This window comes from Symbiobacterium turbinis, assembly GCF_055383075.1.
Genome location: NZ_AP042433.1, coordinates 111,537 through 126,082, shown reverse-complemented (window position 1 = coordinate 126,082; position 14,546 = coordinate 111,537). Strand labels below are relative to the sequence as shown.

The window sequence follows — 14,546 nt, the reverse complement described above, 5'->3', positions numbered from 1 at the left end:
ACGGAAAGCCTGCACCCCCGCAAGAGTGGGAGTGCAGGCTCCTCGCGACAGCGGCGGGCCGCCGTAGATGCCTCAATCACGCCGGCGCAGGGCCGCCATCACTGCGTCAGCAGCTTGCGATCACGCCGGCGCAGCGCCGCCGTTACTGCGTCAGCAGGTTAACGATCTCGATGGGCGTCGCGTCCGACGGGATGACGAAAGTGCCGGCCTGAAGCCGGGTCTCCACGCCCAGTTCGGCCACCACGGCGAGGAAGTCCTCCTCCGCCTCGATCAGACCGGCCTCACGGAGCAGGGCCGCGATCTCCTGCGAGCTCGAGCCCATTTCGACCGTGACGGTCACGGTGACCGGCTCCTCGGGAGGCTCAGGCTCCTCCTCCGACCCGGCGGGGGGCTCGTCACCTGCCCCGGGTTCGGGCTCATCCTCGGGCTGCGAAGCCGGCGGGGTCGTGGGGTCAGGCAGCGAAGCACCGGGCTCCTCCTCCCCCGGGCCCTGCACCACGCCGGGGTTCTCCCCGGGCTCCGGAACGTCGGGCGCCGCCGGGCGGACGAAGAGGGGCATCAGAAGGGCAGACAGCAAGAGGCCGGCGCCCAGGCCCACCAGCACCCCGCGCTGGAAGCGCCGGTCGCTGCCCGGCAGGAACCACGGCCGGTGATCGGGAATCTTGATCAATTCGTCATCGTACTCTACCGGGCTGGTCAGAATATCCCATGCCTCCTGCACAGTGGCCTCCCGGGGAATGCGCTCGGCCTTCTCCGGGCGCCGGCGCGTCGCGGGTCCGCCCCATGCGCCGAGAACGATGAGCAGCAAGCCTGCAGCCAACAGGAACCAGATCACAGGAAAGCCCCCCTGTCCGCGTCAGTCCTTGACCTTTTCGTTGTAATGGTTCTGGGCAGGATCTGTCAACTGCGGGATGGAAGTGAGTGGAGAGAGACGAGAGGGAGGGTCATCGGTTTGGAGGGTTTCCCCTTTGTCATGGAGCAGCAGGTCGTCTTCCGCGATATTGACATGCTGGGCCACGTCAACAACGCCGTCTACGCGACCTACTTCGAAACCGCGCGGGTGGAGTATCTCCACGAGCTCACCCGCGAGCTGTCGGAGCAATTCTCCTTCATCCTCGCAGAGTTGACCATCACGTACAAGTCGCCGGCCTACCTCCGGGAGCGGCTCCTCATCGGTCTGCGGGTCAGTGAGATCCGCAACTCCAGTATGGTCATCGACGGTCAGATCATCGAAAAGACCAGCGGGCGCCTGGTCGCCACCAGCCGGGCGGTGCTGGTGCACTTCGACTACGAACAGCAGCGCCCCGTGCCCATTCCACAAGAGTTGCGGGCGCAGATCGCCCGCTTCGAAGGGAAAGAACGATGAACATGAACCGATGCGCCGCGCGCCAGGCGCTGGCCGCGTCGCTGGCGCTGGCCGCGCTCCTGGTGACCGGATGCGCCCCCGCCCCAGTGGACACAGGGGAGACTTCGACGGGGCCCCGCCCTGTCCCTGCGGAGACTTTGCAAATCCCAGCTTCTCCCCCCGTCGTTGACCTGCAGCCCCGGCAGGTGCTGCAGGGGGACTTCGCCGTCCTGCGGGTCGACCAGCCGCTGCCCGGCGAGCCGGCCCTCCACGTGGAGGGCCTCGCCGAACAGCCCAAGCTGTTCCTGCTGGACCGGCAGCCCACCGCCTTCATCGGCATTCCCGCGGCAGCCCCGGTGGGCGTCTACCCGGTGCGACTCACCTGGGACGGCGGTGAATGGGAGGGCGCCATCGAAGTCGTGAAGAAGGACTTCACCGTCGACCGGCTGGAGGTGACCGAGGAGCAGGAGGACATCTACTACGATCCCCGGCAGGCCGAGCAGTGGGAGAAGCTGTACCGGCTGCGGTCCACCAGCGAACCCGAACCGCTCTGGCGCGACGTCTTCCGGCCGCCGCTGGAAGGCGACCTCTGGGTGACCACCTACTTCGGCGAGATCCGCATCGTCAACGGCGTCGAGACCGGCCGGCACAGCGGCATGGACTTCGGCGCGCCGCTGGGAACGCCCATCTACGCGCCGGCCCGGGGCAAGGTGATCCTCGCCGAGGAGTTCATCGTCTCCGGCCGGACCATCGTCATCGACCACGGCCTCAACCTCTTCACGGCGTACTACCACTGTGAGGAGATCCATGTGCAGCCCGGCGACTGGGTGGAGGCCGGGCAGCTGATCGGCACCGTGGGCTCCACCGGCTTCTCCACGGGCCCGCACCTGCACTGGACGGCCACCGTGGGCAACACCCCGGTGGACCCGTGGCCGCTCACGCAGGGCAGCGCCGCCGGGCTTTTCACTAGGAACAGGCAGTGACGGGTGCGCTTGAGGGGGCAGGCGCGCAGATGGTAGCATTGAGACAGCGCTGGAAAGGGGAAAGGGGGATTGCCGTGGTGTGGGGGACTGAGCCACGTGCAGACACAGCCCCGGCGCAGGGTGCCGGCGAGCGCGACATGCGGCCGGCAACGGACGAGGAGGTGGAGGCCGCTGTGGAGGCGTTCTTCGAGCGCTACCGCCGGGTGCTGGAGCGGCTGGGCACATGCTGATCTGCCTGACCGCGGATCACCTCATCGGGCTGCACCGGCGGATCATCGCCGAAACCGGGGGCCCTCACGGTGTTCGTGACCGCGGCGGCGTGCAGTCGGCTGCGGCCCGCCCGTTCCGTACCTACGACGGTCGGGCGCTCTACCCGACCCTCGAGGAGAAGGCCGCCGCACTGGCCGAGGGCATCTCCCGCAACCATCCCTTCGTGGATGGCAACAAGCGGGTGGCCATCGCGGCGGGGTGCCTGTTCCTGATGCTCAACGGCCGTGAGATCACCGCATCGGAACAGGAGCTGGAGCAGACAGCCTGGGCCCTCGCGGTGAGAGAGATCGATCTGCAAGAGCTTGCACAGTGGTTCCGCCAACATAGCCGGGAGAAGAACAGCATAGAGAAGGACAGCGTAAAGAAGGCCTGAAAAGCGTTCGGCTGCCGCCCCACAAGGAGCGGCAGCCCATTCTTCATGCTGCCTTGTCGAACCCGAATCGCAGGCGCACGGCGGCCTCGGCGCGGCTGAAGCACGCGCGGTCCACCAGCACGCCAACGGCCAGAATCGCCACGATCACCGCCATCACCTGGGCCGCGTCGCCCAGGTCGCGCCCCATCGCCAGCAGGTGCCCCAGCCCCAGGTTCAGGAAGAGCAGTTCACCCGCCATCAGCGAGCGCCAGGCGAAGGACCAGCCCAGCCTGAGCCCGGTCAGCAGCGAGGGCAGGGCCGCAGGCAGCACGACCCGCGTGTAGAGCCGCCAGCCCCGGGCGCCCATGGTCGCCGCCGCCCTGATGTACCCCGGCGGGATGTTCCGCACCCCCGACTCGGCGGCGGAGGCGACGGCGAAGAGCGCACCCGCGGTGGTGACGAAGAGCAGGGCGCCCTCGTTCCAGCCGAACCAGAGGATGGCCAGCGGGTACCAGCAGATGGAGGGCATCGACTGCAGCCCCTGCACCAGGGGGCCCAGAAGGTCGCTGAGCGTTCGGGACCGTGACAGACCCAGCCCCAGGAGCAGGCCTCCCGCGGCCGAGAGGCCGAAACCGAGACCGATGCGCTTCACGGTGTGAAGCAAGGCCACCGCCAGTTCCATCGTGGAGATGAGCCGCCACAGGGTCGCCGCGACGTCCGCGGGCCAGGGGACCACGTAGCGGGGCCAGAGGCCGGCCCAGCAGAGGCCCTGCCAGCAGAGGAGGAGCAGCGCTGCCGAAACCAGGCCGGCCTTCCACCTAGCCATCGCCCAGCTCCTCCTCCACCGCCGCCTCGACGTCACTGCGCAGGTCGCGCACGAGGAAGGTGCGGATCTCCAGAAGGCGCGGGTCGTCGGCTTTGCGGGGGCGCGGGTGCTGGATGGTCACCTCGCGCCGGACGCGACCGGGCCGGAACGAGAGCACGGCAATCCGGTCGCCCAGCCGGATCGCTTCCGACACATTGTGCGTCACAAAAATGATCGTCTGTCCCGTGCGCGCCCAGATGCGCTGGAGCTCCTCGTGCATGAGGTTGCGCGTCTGGGCGTCGAGTGCGGCGAAGGGCTCATCCATCAGCAGGAGCTTCGGTTCCAGGGCCAGGGCCCGGGCGATGGCCACCCGCTGCCGCATGCCGCCGGACAGTTCGTGGATGTACGCGTCGCCGAAGCGCGCAAGCCGCACCATCTCCAGGGCCGCCATGGCCCGCTCGCGCCGCTCTGCCCGGGGAATGTTCTGCAGGCTCAGGCCGAACTCGACGTTGCCGAGGGCGGTCAGCCAGGGGAAGAGGGCGCCGTCCTGGAAGACGACCACCCGGTCGGGCCCCGGCCCGGAAATGGGCTCTCCTTCCACCAGGACCTCCCCTGAATCCGGCTCCTCCAGTCCGGCGATGATGTTGAAGAGGGTGGACTTCCCGCATCCCGAGGGGCCGAGCAGGCAGAGAAACTCCCCCCTGCGCACGCTCAGGCTCACCCGGTCCAGCACCTTCATCCGCCCGCGGCGGGTCTCAAAATGTTTGGTGACCGAGCTTAGGGTCAGCTCTGGCGGCACCGGCTGGACTGCCGGCTGTCTCATGGAGCCACCTCCTGAAGCAGGGTCAGGTCGTACAGGGAGGCGAGGTCCGGCCGGCGGGCCCCGAGCAGCCCGGCAGCAAACGCGCGGTCGGCCAGTTCGGCCACGGCGTCCGCCATGGGATCGATGGTGAAGTCGATGCGCGCCCAGGCTGATGCGATCACCTCATCGTTCAGGGGGCGTCCCTGCAGCTCGGCCAGGGCCTCCTGCACCCGCGCGCGGCTGCCTTCAGGGTCCGCCTGGATCTCCCGGGTGATGGCCACGTGCGCCTCCAGGAAGCGGCGCACCGTCTCCGGATGCCGGCTCAGGAAATCGGGGCGAACCGCCAGCAGCGTGGTGGGCACCCTCCCCTCGGGCCAGAGATCCCGCTCGTCAATAGCGAGAACGCCCCCCGCCTCCAGGATCAGCCGGCTTCCCCAGGGCTCGGCGACCCAGGCGCCGTCCAGCTCGCCCCGCTCGAACAGGGTGAGGATCTCCGCAGGAGCCATGGGCGAGAGCGTCACGTCGCCGCCCCGCTCCCTGGTGCGCCAGCCCTCCTGCGCCAGCAGGTGGCGCAGGGCGACGTCCTGACTGTTGCCGATCCCGGGCGTGGCCAGGCGCAGGCCGCGCAGATCGTGCCGGTCAACCTCCGGCCGGAGGACGAAGAGCGAACCGCCCGAGGCCGCCCCTCCGATCACCCGCAGCGCGGCGCCGTCTGAGCGCAGGTAGCCGCTTACGGCCGGGGCAGGACCCACGTAAAGCAAATCCACCTCCCCGGCGAACAGCGCCTGGAGCGCCGCCGAACCCGAGGTGAAAAGGCGCGGCCGCACCTCGGCGCCGATGTAGCGCGCGAACGTGCCCCCGGCCACGCCGAGCACCGCCTGGGCATGAGTCAGATTGGGCATGTAGCCGACGCGGACTTCACCCGGCGGCGCACCCGGCTGCTCCGGCCCCTCCCCCCTGGCCGAGCAGCCGGCGAGCAGAAGCACAACCAGGAGTAACGCAAACCACCTATGCATCTGGCGTCTTCGGCCCTCCCGACTGGCTGGACTTCTGTCTGCTCCACTCTATGGACCACTGCAGGGGAAGGTCCTGCAAGGCGCCCGCCCCGGCAGACTTTGGCAAAGGAGGCGCAGTATGCGTCGCGGTTCCCAGCGTGATTTCACTCAGGGATCCATTCCCCGCCACATCATCATGTTCTCGCTGCCGCTGTTCGCCGGCAACCTGCTGCAGATGCTCTACAACGTCGTCGACTCCGTCTGGGTGGGCCAGGTGATCGGCAAGCACGCCCTCGGCGCCGTGTCGGTCTCCCAGCCCCTCATCTTCGCCCTCATCTCGCTGGTGATCGGCCTCACCATGGCCACGACCACCCTGGTGGGCCAGTACCGGGGGGCCGGCAAGGAGGAGCTGGTGCAGCGGACCATCGGCACCTCGCTCATCCTGCTGGCGGCCCTCGGCACCCTGGTGGGCGTGCTGGGCATCATCCTCCGCTACCCGCTGCTGAGACTGATCGCCACGCCGGAGGAGATCATCCACGACGCCGCCGCCTACCTGGGCGTCTTCATGGGCGGAATCCTCGCCCTGTTCCTTTACAACACCCTGGGGGCCATCCTGCGGGGCCTGGGCGACGCCACGACGCCGCTGATCGCCCTGGCATTGGCGACGGTCCTCAACATCGTGCTCGACGGCGTCTTCATCCTCGGGCTGGGCCCCCTGCCCCCCATGGGCGTGCCCGGCGTGGCCATCGCCACCGTGATCGCGCAGGGCGCGAGCTCCGTCTGGCTGGTGCGCTGGATCCTGAAGAAGACCGACCTGCTCCGGCTCAGCCGCGACTACTGGCGGATCGACTGGACCCTGGCCGGCCGCATCTTCCGGATCGGCCTGCCCGCCGGCCTGCAGCAGGCGGTGGTCTCCTTCGGCATGGTCACGGTCACGGCCCTGATCAACAGCTTCGGGCCCGACGTGGTGGCCGCCTTCGGCGCGGCGCAGCGGTTGGACCAGGCCGCCTTCCTCCCCTCGATGTCGATGGGGCTCGCGGTCACCTCGGTGGTGGCGCAGAACCTGGGCGCGGGGAAGCTGGACCGGGTGGCCTCCGCCGTCAGATGGTGCGCCGCCCTGGGCGTCGCGATCACCGGCATGGTGACGCTGGTGGCCATTCTGAAGCCGACCATCCTGATCTCGCTCTTCAACCGGGAGGCCGACGTGCTGGCGGCCGGCAGCCTCTACCTGCGCATCAACGGCTGGAGTTACATCTTCTTCGCCCTGGTTTTCGTCCTGGGCGGCGTGATGCGGGGCGCGGGCGACACCATGGCCACCCTGGTGCTCACGATCATCGGCCTCTGGGTCGTGCGGGTGCCCGCCGCCTACCTGCTGGCCCGGAACCTGGGGATGGGGCCGGCGGGCATCTGGACCGGCATCCTGATCTCGGCCGTCGTGAGCTTCCTGCTCCACCTGGGCTACTACGCCACCGGCCGCTGGAAGCGGAAGGCGCCCGCGCTGGGCCCTGCAGCGGCCGGGCGCACGTAGACGCGCAGGCGGCCCTCCCGTTCACCGGGAGGGCCGCCTTGCGCTCTGAGCTGGATCAGGCAGCCAGGTGCGGGCGCACGTCGTGCTCAAACCGCTCGACGAAGAAGTAGAGGAACAGCGGCTGGCCGAAGATGACGACCACGAGGGAGCCGATGACCGGCACCCAGCCGACCAGCGCGAAGATGACGCCGAACAGCAGAGCGATGAGGCCGCCGAGCACGCTCGGGCCGAACTGGGACTTCAGGATCTGGAAGCCCTGTCCTACGGCGCTGCCCACGCTGTAGCCGTCGTTGATGACCAGGTAGGCGGGATAGATGCCCAGCGTCACGAACGCGACGGGCGCCCAGAGAACGTACACCAGCTGTCCGAGGATGGGGATGATGTTCACGATGGCGCTGACCAGCATGATGGCCAAGAGGATGATGCCGAGCAGGATCATCTTGGTGAAGTAGCGGGTGGCGTACGACCAGAACGTGCTGAGGCCCACGTCCTCGCCCCGGCGGTAGGCCACGACCGACCCCACCAGCCCGCCGTTAGCCATGCCCACGGCCACAACGCCGCCGATCAGGGCCACGATCGCGACCCCGCCCAGGGCCCCCAGCATGCCGAAGACCTGGCCGGGGCCGTACTCGAGGCCGTAATAGTCCATACGGAGCATCGAAACCACGGCGGGACCGATCATCAGCAAGCTCAGGAAGAATGTGATGATTCCCCACGCCAGTTCAACCAGCAGCGCGCCCAATCCTACCAGCGCAAACTTCTGCCAGTCGTTGAAGTAGCGCTGCAGGACCTGCCCCACGTTCACATCGCAGACCTCCTTTGTGTGGGATCCAGAAGCACCGGTTTTGGAGCTCCTGTCCATAGGATCCGTCCGGCTGCCCAAATGGTTCGACCTAAATTGTCTAATTTCCCTGCTGGTAGGATAGCAGTTGCGAAAGCGTCACCAGGCGGATGCCCCGCGCCTCCAGCTCGGGCAGCACTTCCGCAAGGGCTTCGGCGGTGCCCTGCCGCCCCACGCCCACATGCCCGATCCCGATGGCGGCGCCGTGCCGCTGTGCCCAGTCGGCCAGCTTGTAGAGCTGGGCGGCCACCTCCTCCTTCCCGTTCACGTGATCGAGAAAGAGTGACCGCCGCATGCAGGGCACGCCCATTTCCGCGGCTGCCCGGGGCATGACCGTGTTCTCGGTGGTCAGGCTGTCCAGCACGTACTTGCCGTGGCGGCGGGCCACCTCCAGCACCGCCCGCACCACGCGCTCGTCCTGCGTGGCCACCGTGCCCATGTGGTTGTTCATGCCGCGGGCCTCGGGCACGGCGGTCAGCCACTCCGCCACCAGCCGCTGGATCTCCGCATCGGACTGCTGGCCGGAAATCGGCCGGCCCACGTACCACTGGGGGTCGACCTGCCCGGCATCCATGGGCAGATGCAGGATCACCTCATGGCCCAGGGCGCTCACGCGCTTCGCCAGGGCCCCGGCATCGGGCCGGTCGGGCAGGACAGCAAACGTGAGGGGATACGGCAGGGCGAGCATCTCCTCCAGCCCCGCCGCCCCGGTGGTCAGGTCGTCGATGACGATGGCCAGAAGGGGGGGCTGCCCGGGAACCGGGCGCGCGTCGCAGAAAACGGAGGCGTGGTCTCCCGCAGGCACGAAGGCGCTCACCACCTCCGGCCCCGTCCTGAGCAGCAGCACCACCACAAACATGAACAGCACCCAAGCCACCTGTGCCCTGTGCACACGCCTCCCTCCCTCATGTGAAAGAGGTATGCGCGGACGGGCTGTCTATGACGGCCCGTGCCCCCGGCCGGGCCGCCGGTTTCCATTGCTTGCGATTCCCCCCGGGGTAGTGTACAATGGCCGAAGACGAGCATCGCCCGGTGTACGCTGCGACCTGATGCCGACGCATCAGGTCGTCTTGTGCGCTTATGAAAGTCCTGGAGAGGGGAGAATGCCGAATGAGCATCCGGTCCACCATGACGTATCAGCTGCCGGAAGGCTGGACCCTCAGGAAGGTGGCCTCGGCCATGGTGCGGGAGTGGCTGCAGCCCTTCAGGGCCGAACAGCCCACCAAGTCGTCGCGCTGGGTCATCCAGCCGGTCATGGAGCCGGTGGATAAGGACCAGCCCCCCCTCTGGGAGCCCGGCATCTCCACTGAGGAGTACGAGCGGCGGCTGGACGAAGCCAACCTGAGGTGGTGCGTCCGCGCCAGCGCCGGCCGCGGCAAGGGCACCATCCTGGCCAGGTTCTCCATGTGCGACGACCGGCCGGACTCCTTCGAGATCACCTACTCCTCCGACCCGGTGCCCGAAACGCTCTTTGACGCCGAGAAGATCAAGGAGTATCTCGGCGACCGCGCCGGAGAGGGGCTGCAGGGCCTGTTTCATGCGCTGCTCGCAGAGAACGGTTTTGAGGCGGTGCACTGAATCCAGGTGTCGTGATGGCGTGAACGGGGCTGCCCCTGGGGGCAGCCCCGCTGTTGCGACCGGGAACTCTTTTCGGGAGGAATGTATACGGCGGTGCAGACCAGCTGGAGACGGAACATCGTGCTGTTCCTGGGCAGTCAGACGCTGTCGCTGCTGGGCTCGTCTCTGGTGCAGTACGCGATCCTGTGGCACATCACCCTGACCACCCAGTCCGGCTCCGCGATGACCGTGGCCATCATCTGCGGCTTCCTCCCCACCTTCTTCCTCTCCCCCTTCGCCGGGGTGTGGGCCGACCGGTACAGCCGCAAGCTGCTCATCGCGCTGTCGGATGCCGCCATCGCCCTCACGACGCTCGTGCTCGCCCTGCTCTTCATGGCCGGGTACGACGCGCTCTGGCTGCTCTACCTGATGTCGGCCATACGGGCCGTGGGCAGCGGCGTCCAGGGGCCGGCCGTCGGCGCCCTCATCCCCGACATCGTCCCGCAGGAGCAGCTGACCCGGGTAAACGGCGCCAACAGCAGCATTCAGGCGTTCGTGACGCTCGTATCGCCCATGCTCAGCGGGGCGCTGTTCTCCCAGGCGCCGCTGGAGGCCATCTTCTTCATCGACGTCGTGACGGCCGCCGCCGCCATCGCCATCCTCCTGGCGCTGGTTCACGTTCCGGTGCACGCCAAGGCGCGGGAGGCGCAGGCTACCGGCTACTTCGCCGACATGGCGCAGGGCTTCCGCTACATCGCGGGCCAGGCGTATATCAAGGCCTTCTTCGCCTTCTGTGCGCTCTTCTTCGTGCTGGCGGCGCCCGTGTCGTTCCTGACGCCGCTGCAGGTGACGCGCAGCTTCGGCGGGGATGTGTGGCACCTGACGGCCATCGAGGTGGTATTCTCGGTCGGCATGATCCTGGGCGGCGGGCTGGCCGCGGCGTGGGGCGGCTTCCGGAACCGGGTGCACACCATGGCCCTGGCGACCCTGCTGTTCGGCGCGTGCACCTTCGCGCTGGGGGTCGTGCCGGACTTCTGGGTCTACCTGGCGTTCATGGGGCTCAGCGGTGTGACCATGCCCCTCTTCAACACGCCGGCCACGGTGCTGCTGCAGGAGAACGTGGACGAGAACATGCTGGGCCGGGTCTTCGGCGTGCTGAACATGCTCGCCAGCGCGATGATGCCCCTGGGCATGCTGGTCTTCGGACCGCTCGCTGACCTGTTCCCCATCGAGGCCATGCTGGTGGGCACCGGCGCGCTGATGGCCGTGCAGGGCCTTCTCCTGCTCAGCAACCGGGTGCTCCTGCGGGCAGGCATGCGGACGACTTAGGGTGCGCGGGCAGGACGCGCGGGCGCGGGCAGGACACGCAAATCGCCACGGGCTGGTGCAAGGCAGCCCGTGGCGATTTGGCGTGAAGGCGCTGTCAGGCACGGTCATATGAGTGGGTGGCGTGCTCTGCACGCCGGCAGCGCCCGAACGAGGAGGAGATATCCTTGCTTCAGCGGATCATGGGGCCCGCGGCGTTCGGCTTCGGCTTCTACTTCCGGCACCCGGCCGTGTGGGCGCTCTCGGTGCCGGTGGCGCTCCTGCGGATGTGGCAGGGCTACCAAGCAGCAGCATGGAGCCTGCCCTTCATGGCCGCAGAACTGCTCGTGGAGGGCGGACGGATCCTCCAGTACGTCCTGGTGCTGGCAATCGGCGCCGGGAAAACCCTGCGGGCGATGGGCTCCCGCGACACGTGGATCGAGATCCTGCAGGGAGCCGGCCGCATGACGCTGCAGGCGTTTCTGTGGGAACTCCTCGGCTATGCCCTGGTCCTCGGCCTGATGAACCTCTTGTTTGCCGCGGTGCTGCGGGAGGCCAACGTGGAGGCACTGCTGTCGTCACTGGGACTGGATGCGCTGGACCCGCTGCGCGCCCGCCAGGCTCTGCTGCTGGCCCTGAAGAACCTGCTGCTGATCCCCGTCAGCGTCATCATGCTGTTCCGCATGCTGCGGCTGGTGTGACCCGCTGCCGGCCGTTCCGACTAGCCGCCGTAGAACCAGCCGGTATCCCACATCTCCAGCACCTTGGCCTGGGGGTCGCGGAGGTGCACGGCCACAACCTCCACCACGAAGACGGTGTGGTCGCCGCCGGGAACGGTCTGCACCACCTTCGCCTCAAACACGGCGGGAACGCCCTCAAGAAGCGGCGCACCGGTCTCGCCGTCGGTGAACGGCACGCCGTTCAGCGTGTTGCCCTCCAGCTTGGTCGGCCGGAAGAACGTCTCGGCCATGCCCTTCTGATCGGCGCCCAGGATGTTGACCGCGACGGTGGCCCCCTGCTGCATCAGGGCGTGCAGCCCGCTGTCGTTCTTCACGGCCATCATCACGAGGGGCGGCTCGAACGAGGCCTGGGAGAGCCAGTTGACGGTGGCGGCCGCGGCCTGGTCGCCCTGCTTGGCGGTGGCCACATACAGGCCGTACGTGAGCTTCCGCAGTACCTGCTTCTTCACCTGTGCATCCATACGATCATTACCCCCAGTTGTAACGTACTTCCTTCTGTAACATTGTCGTTACGTAACCGCGCCGGGATACGGAAGCGGCTGTCCGCCTACATACCGAAGCGGCTGTCCGCCCACATATGGAAGCGGCTGTCCGCCCACAATAGGGGAGGATGCAGCACACGACAGGAGGACAGCCGATGCCAAACAAACTCCAGCTTCCCAACACGCCGGCGGGACAGCTCACCGCCACGATGACCAACCTGGCCAACTTCCAGGGACAGTTCAACCTCGACAAGTCGGGCTACAACCCGAACATGCCGGGGCATGGCACCAACCATGACATGATCGTTCGCCAGCAGCCGCGCACGGTCAAGCAGATCGGCGCCGGTATTGGGCTCCCCTACGAGACAAGGCTCGAAATGGCGCTGCAGCTCGACGACCACCAGTGCGCCCTGAACGTGGCCCTGCACCAGTACCGCAAGCACCACTGGATGAGCGAGGGCGCCGAGGGCTTCCACAGCCTGCACCACCTGCTGGACGAGCACATCGAGAAGACGTCCAAGCACATCGACGACATCGGCGAGCGCGTGGCGCGGCTGGGCGGCGTGCCCACCGCCCACCCCGTGACCCAGCACGAGCTCTCGTACATCAAGCACGAGGTCGAGGGCCGTCTCACAATGCGCGATTTCCTGCGCAACGACCTGGAGCACGAGCTGAAGATCCAGGAGATGCTCCGCAAGACGATCCGCAGGGCTCACGAGCTGGGCGACTGGGGCACGGTGGAGGTGCTGGAGGACATCCTGGTCGAGCGGGAGGACCTGGCCTACCACCTGTACAGTGTCCTGGAGGACGACACTCTGGTGCGCGGCATGACGCACCTTCTGGACGGGCAGAACGACATGGCCGGCAACCGGCCTATGCCCCCCGACAGCAAGCTCCAGTAGCGGAGGAGGGAACCCGATGGGCTGGGACCGGCTGGAACAGATCGGCGAGGAGCTGCGCCGGCTCGGTCATGAGCGGCGGGAGGTCGTCGAGCAGATCATGTCCGGCGCGGAGGCCGATCCCCGTGAGGCCAGGGAGCTCTACGAGAACCTGGACGAGATCAGCGGGGAGGCTATCGCGTTGCTCCAAAAGCAGCGCGCGCTGGTCCGGGAACAGCTCAACCTTCACGGACCTTGACCGGGCTCATCTGCCGTAGTATGATGTGAGCAAGCGTTATGCTTATCGGAGCATAACGGAACACAGCGGGCACCCCCCACCACCCCGGGGGTGCCCGCTGGACGTTTGTCGGTTCCTTCGCTTCAGTACCCGCCCGGAGGGCGATAAATCTCTTCCGGGTAGCGCAGCGGCTCATCGAACGTGAGGTAGTCGATGTTCACCATGAGGATGACATAGCGCATACCCGTCTGCGGATCGCTCAGCACGACGTGATCGCGCGCCGCGTTTTCCACCTCGCCTCTGAACACCCTGGCGGCCCATTCCGGGTTGTTGTCGTTGGTGGTGTAGATGGTCGCCATCTTGCCGCGGTTCATCCGCAGGATGTTCTCCAGGTAGCTCTGCTCCTGCGGCAAGGCTACCTGGCCGCCGAAGATCAGCTCGGGGGGCGGGCCCTGCGGCATCATCATCTGCGGTGCCATCGGCCAGCCCGGCCGCCCGTAGGGCATCATCGGTTGACCCATCTGACCCATTCCGCCCATCGGCATCATTCCGCTCAGAACAATCCTCCTCATCTACGAAAAGACTCGTGGGCACACCTGGGGATCCGCCAGGTAGAAACAGTGGTTCTTATACTGGCCGACCAGTGGCCTGCCCCACCAGGTGGCGGGACACGCCTGGCCCGGCGGCCGGAAGAACCAGAGCGCATGCGTGGCCGGATGCTGCCGTTCACCCCTGGCGTTCCGCTCCGCCAGACGAATGTCGCGCTCACGAGCGCCCTGCCAGAAGTAGGGCTTGCACACCGCTTCAAACCCCGTTGCGCACTGCGTCGCCAGATCGCGATTGATCAGGTCCCGCACCGAGCGCAACCCCTGAAACTCGGCGCAGTTGGCGAAGATGCGGTTCGTGATCACATTTCCGACCATGAGCATGCCCAGATCGCCTTCGCCCTCGGCCTCCGCCCGCATCAACCGCGCCATCAGTTCCAGGTCCTCTCGTGTGGTCTTGATGCGGCTTATGGCATTCCCCTCCTCCCCGTGGGCGTGTGTATTATGGTATGCCGCGGGGAACGGACTCGGTGAATGGCGGGGGGCAGGTGGCGAAGGCGCGCGCATACGTGGGCGTAAGCGGACGCGCGTTAATGGGCCAACAATCAGCTTCACCGGCGCAGAGCCGGTCTGGGATGCGCCCGCCAGCCACGCCCGAGGATGCAGGCCGGTTGCATTCGCCGGCCTTTTTTTACGTCGGCGTCTCCGCGGAAGTCGAAAACCTCCGGATGCGGGATGGCCGGTCTGCTGAGATGGCCTTGAGTGGCCAACTCAGAAGGTGCATTATGTAAACTCCAGGCCACTTCGTAAGGGTCAAACGCCCGCCGTGGGCAGCTGAGCGGGGGTAACGGGGCTTGGCTCCATCGCCGAACCGGCCCCT

At 67.3% G+C, this 14,546-nt stretch carries 18 protein-coding genes; 9 read left to right on the top strand and 9 right to left on the bottom strand.

Annotation, left to right across the window (positions count from 1 at the left end; translation table 11 throughout):
* Nucleotides 1-142: 142 nt before the first annotated feature.
* The gene (locus tag ACZ45O_RS00565) at nt 143-835 is read right to left on the bottom strand and encodes a hypothetical protein (protein WP_464855029.1); all 693 of its coding nucleotides are present in this window, start codon (nt 833-835) and stop codon (nt 143-145) included.
* Between the two features lie 138 nt (nt 836-973).
* Between ACZ45O_RS00565 and ACZ45O_RS00560 the strand changes: the two genes are divergently transcribed.
* The 3 genes from ACZ45O_RS00560 (at nt 974) to ACZ45O_RS00550 (ending at nt 2,971) form a co-directional block, all read left to right on the top strand.
* The gene (locus tag ACZ45O_RS00560; protein WP_464855028.1) at nt 974-1,366 is read left to right on the top strand and encodes an acyl-CoA thioesterase; all 393 of its coding nucleotides are present in this window, start codon (nt 974-976) and stop codon (nt 1,364-1,366) included.
* Between the two features lie 185 nt (nt 1,367-1,551).
* Nucleotides 1,552-2,328, top strand: a complete 777-nt coding sequence (locus tag ACZ45O_RS00555) for a M23 family metallopeptidase (protein WP_464855027.1) — start codon at nt 1,552-1,554, stop codon at nt 2,326-2,328.
* 223 nt (nt 2,329-2,551) lie between these two features.
* Complete coding sequence (locus tag ACZ45O_RS00550; protein ID WP_464855026.1) at nt 2,552-2,971, top strand: type II toxin-antitoxin system death-on-curing family toxin; 420 nt, start codon at nt 2,552-2,554, stop codon at nt 2,969-2,971.
* A gap of 43 nt (nt 2,972-3,014) precedes the next feature.
* Here the strand turns inward: ACZ45O_RS00550 and ACZ45O_RS00545 are convergent, their stop codons facing one another.
* Genes ACZ45O_RS00545 through ACZ45O_RS00535 form a run of 3 tightly spaced genes read right to left on the bottom strand, consistent with a single transcriptional unit; the run spans nt 3,015 to nt 5,573 of the window.
* A complete protein-coding gene (locus ACZ45O_RS00545; protein WP_464855025.1) occupies nt 3,015-3,776 on the bottom strand; it encodes an ABC transporter permease in 762 nt (253 codons plus the stop codon).
* Nucleotides 3,769-4,578: an ABC transporter ATP-binding protein gene (locus tag ACZ45O_RS00540; RefSeq protein WP_464855024.1), complete on the bottom strand. Its 810-nt coding sequence runs from the start codon at nt 4,576-4,578 to the stop codon at nt 3,769-3,771. The genes ACZ45O_RS00545 and ACZ45O_RS00540 overlap by 8 nt, the downstream gene beginning before the upstream one ends.
* Nucleotides 4,575-5,573, bottom strand: a complete 999-nt coding sequence (locus ACZ45O_RS00535; RefSeq protein WP_464855023.1) for an ABC transporter substrate-binding protein — start codon at nt 5,571-5,573, stop codon at nt 4,575-4,577. The genes ACZ45O_RS00540 and ACZ45O_RS00535 overlap by 4 nt, the downstream gene beginning before the upstream one ends.
* A 118-nt stretch (nt 5,574-5,691) precedes the next feature.
* Here ACZ45O_RS00535 and ACZ45O_RS00530 point away from each other — a divergent pair, with 118 nt between their 5' ends.
* Complete coding sequence (locus tag ACZ45O_RS00530; RefSeq protein ID WP_464855022.1) at nt 5,692-7,080, top strand: MATE family efflux transporter; 1,389 nt, start codon at nt 5,692-5,694, stop codon at nt 7,078-7,080.
* A 55-nt stretch (nt 7,081-7,135) separates the two neighbouring features.
* Here ACZ45O_RS00530 and ACZ45O_RS00525 read toward each other — a convergent pair whose 3' ends face one another.
* Nucleotides 7,136-7,885 (bottom strand): hypothetical protein, encoded by a 750-nt coding sequence (locus tag ACZ45O_RS00525; protein ID WP_464855021.1) that lies wholly within the window; start codon nt 7,883-7,885, stop codon nt 7,136-7,138.
* Between the two features lie 97 nt (nt 7,886-7,982).
* Nucleotides 7,983-8,813, bottom strand: coding sequence for a divergent polysaccharide deacetylase family protein (locus ACZ45O_RS00520; protein ID WP_464855020.1), 831 nt, complete (start codon nt 8,811-8,813; stop codon nt 7,983-7,985).
* Nucleotides 8,814-9,031: 218 nt separating this feature from the next.
* On the opposite strand from ACZ45O_RS00520, the gene ACZ45O_RS00515 reads away from it, so the two are divergent.
* The 3 genes from ACZ45O_RS00515 to ACZ45O_RS00505 all read left to right on the top strand — a co-directional run bounded on the left by ACZ45O_RS00515 (nt 9,032) and on the right by ACZ45O_RS00505 (nt 11,484).
* Complete coding sequence (locus ACZ45O_RS00515) at nt 9,032-9,499, top strand: hypothetical protein (RefSeq protein WP_464855019.1); 468 nt, start codon at nt 9,032-9,034, stop codon at nt 9,497-9,499.
* A gap of 81 nt (nt 9,500-9,580) precedes the next feature.
* Nucleotides 9,581-10,807: an MFS transporter gene (locus tag ACZ45O_RS00510; protein ID WP_464855018.1), complete on the top strand. Its 1,227-nt coding sequence runs from the start codon at nt 9,581-9,583 to the stop codon at nt 10,805-10,807.
* Nucleotides 10,808-10,971: 164 nt separating this feature from the next.
* Nucleotides 10,972-11,484, top strand: coding sequence for a hypothetical protein (locus tag ACZ45O_RS00505; RefSeq protein WP_464855017.1), 513 nt, complete (start codon nt 10,972-10,974; stop codon nt 11,482-11,484).
* Nucleotides 11,485-11,504: 20 nt separating this feature from the next.
* Here ACZ45O_RS00505 and ACZ45O_RS00500 read toward each other — a convergent pair whose 3' ends face one another.
* Nucleotides 11,505-11,984 (bottom strand): flavin reductase family protein, encoded by a 480-nt coding sequence (locus ACZ45O_RS00500; RefSeq protein ID WP_464855016.1) that lies wholly within the window; start codon nt 11,982-11,984, stop codon nt 11,505-11,507.
* A gap of 176 nt (nt 11,985-12,160) precedes the next feature.
* On the opposite strand from ACZ45O_RS00500, the gene ACZ45O_RS00495 reads away from it, so the two are divergent.
* On the top strand, nt 12,161-12,907 hold the full coding sequence (locus ACZ45O_RS00495) for a Dps family protein (protein WP_464855015.1): 747 nt from the start codon (nt 12,161-12,163) through the stop codon (nt 12,905-12,907).
* A gap of 16 nt (nt 12,908-12,923) precedes the next feature.
* Nucleotides 12,924-13,142 (top strand): hypothetical protein, encoded by a 219-nt coding sequence (locus ACZ45O_RS00490; RefSeq protein ID WP_464855014.1) that lies wholly within the window; start codon nt 12,924-12,926, stop codon nt 13,140-13,142.
* A 122-nt stretch (nt 13,143-13,264) separates the two neighbouring features.
* On the opposite strand, the gene gerQ is transcribed toward ACZ45O_RS00490, so the two are convergent.
* Both gerQ and ACZ45O_RS00480 read right to left on the bottom strand, forming a co-directional pair.
* Nucleotides 13,265-13,642, bottom strand: coding sequence for a spore coat protein GerQ (gerQ, locus tag ACZ45O_RS00485; protein ID WP_464855013.1), 378 nt, complete (start codon nt 13,640-13,642; stop codon nt 13,265-13,267).
* A gap of 51 nt (nt 13,643-13,693) precedes the next feature.
* A complete protein-coding gene (locus ACZ45O_RS00480) occupies nt 13,694-14,098 on the bottom strand; it encodes a cell wall hydrolase (RefSeq protein ID WP_464855012.1) in 405 nt (134 codons plus the stop codon).
* Between the last annotated feature and the right edge of the window lie 448 nt (nt 14,099-14,546).

Excerpts from the sequence above, each read along its gene's own strand:
- ACZ45O_RS00560 (WP_464855028.1), top strand. The coding sequence starts at position 974 with ATGGAGCAGCAGGTCGTCTTCCGCGATATTGACATGCTGGGCCACGTC.
- ACZ45O_RS00550 (WP_464855026.1), top strand. The coding sequence starts at position 2,552 with ATGCTGATCTGCCTGACCGCGGATCACCTCATCGGGCTGCACCGGCGG.
- ACZ45O_RS00545 (WP_464855025.1), bottom strand. The coding sequence starts at position 3,776 with ATGGCTAGGTGGAAGGCCGGCCTGGTTTCGGCAGCGCTGCTCCTCCTC.
- ACZ45O_RS00540 (WP_464855024.1), bottom strand. The coding sequence starts at position 4,578 with ATGAGACAGCCGGCAGTCCAGCCGGTGCCGCCAGAGCTGACCCTAAGC.
- ACZ45O_RS00535 (WP_464855023.1), bottom strand. The coding sequence starts at position 5,573 with ATGCATAGGTGGTTTGCGTTACTCCTGGTTGTGCTTCTGCTCGCCGGC.
- ACZ45O_RS00530 (WP_464855022.1), top strand. The coding sequence starts at position 5,692 with ATGCGTCGCGGTTCCCAGCGTGATTTCACTCAGGGATCCATTCCCCGC.
- ACZ45O_RS00515 (WP_464855019.1), top strand. The coding sequence starts at position 9,032 with ATGAGCATCCGGTCCACCATGACGTATCAGCTGCCGGAAGGCTGGACC.
- ACZ45O_RS00510 (WP_464855018.1), top strand. The coding sequence starts at position 9,581 with ATGTATACGGCGGTGCAGACCAGCTGGAGACGGAACATCGTGCTGTTC.
- ACZ45O_RS00500 (WP_464855016.1), bottom strand. The coding sequence starts at position 11,984 with ATGGATGCACAGGTGAAGAAGCAGGTACTGCGGAAGCTCACGTACGGC.
- ACZ45O_RS00495 (WP_464855015.1), top strand. The coding sequence starts at position 12,161 with ATGCCAAACAAACTCCAGCTTCCCAACACGCCGGCGGGACAGCTCACC.
- ACZ45O_RS00490 (WP_464855014.1), top strand. The coding sequence starts at position 12,924 with ATGGGCTGGGACCGGCTGGAACAGATCGGCGAGGAGCTGCGCCGGCTC.
- gerQ (WP_464855013.1), bottom strand. The coding sequence starts at position 13,642 with ATGGGTCAACCGATGATGCCCTACGGGCGGCCGGGCTGGCCGATGGCA.
- ACZ45O_RS00480 (WP_464855012.1), bottom strand. The coding sequence starts at position 14,098 with ATGGCGCGGTTGATGCGGGCGGAGGCCGAGGGCGAAGGCGATCTGGGC.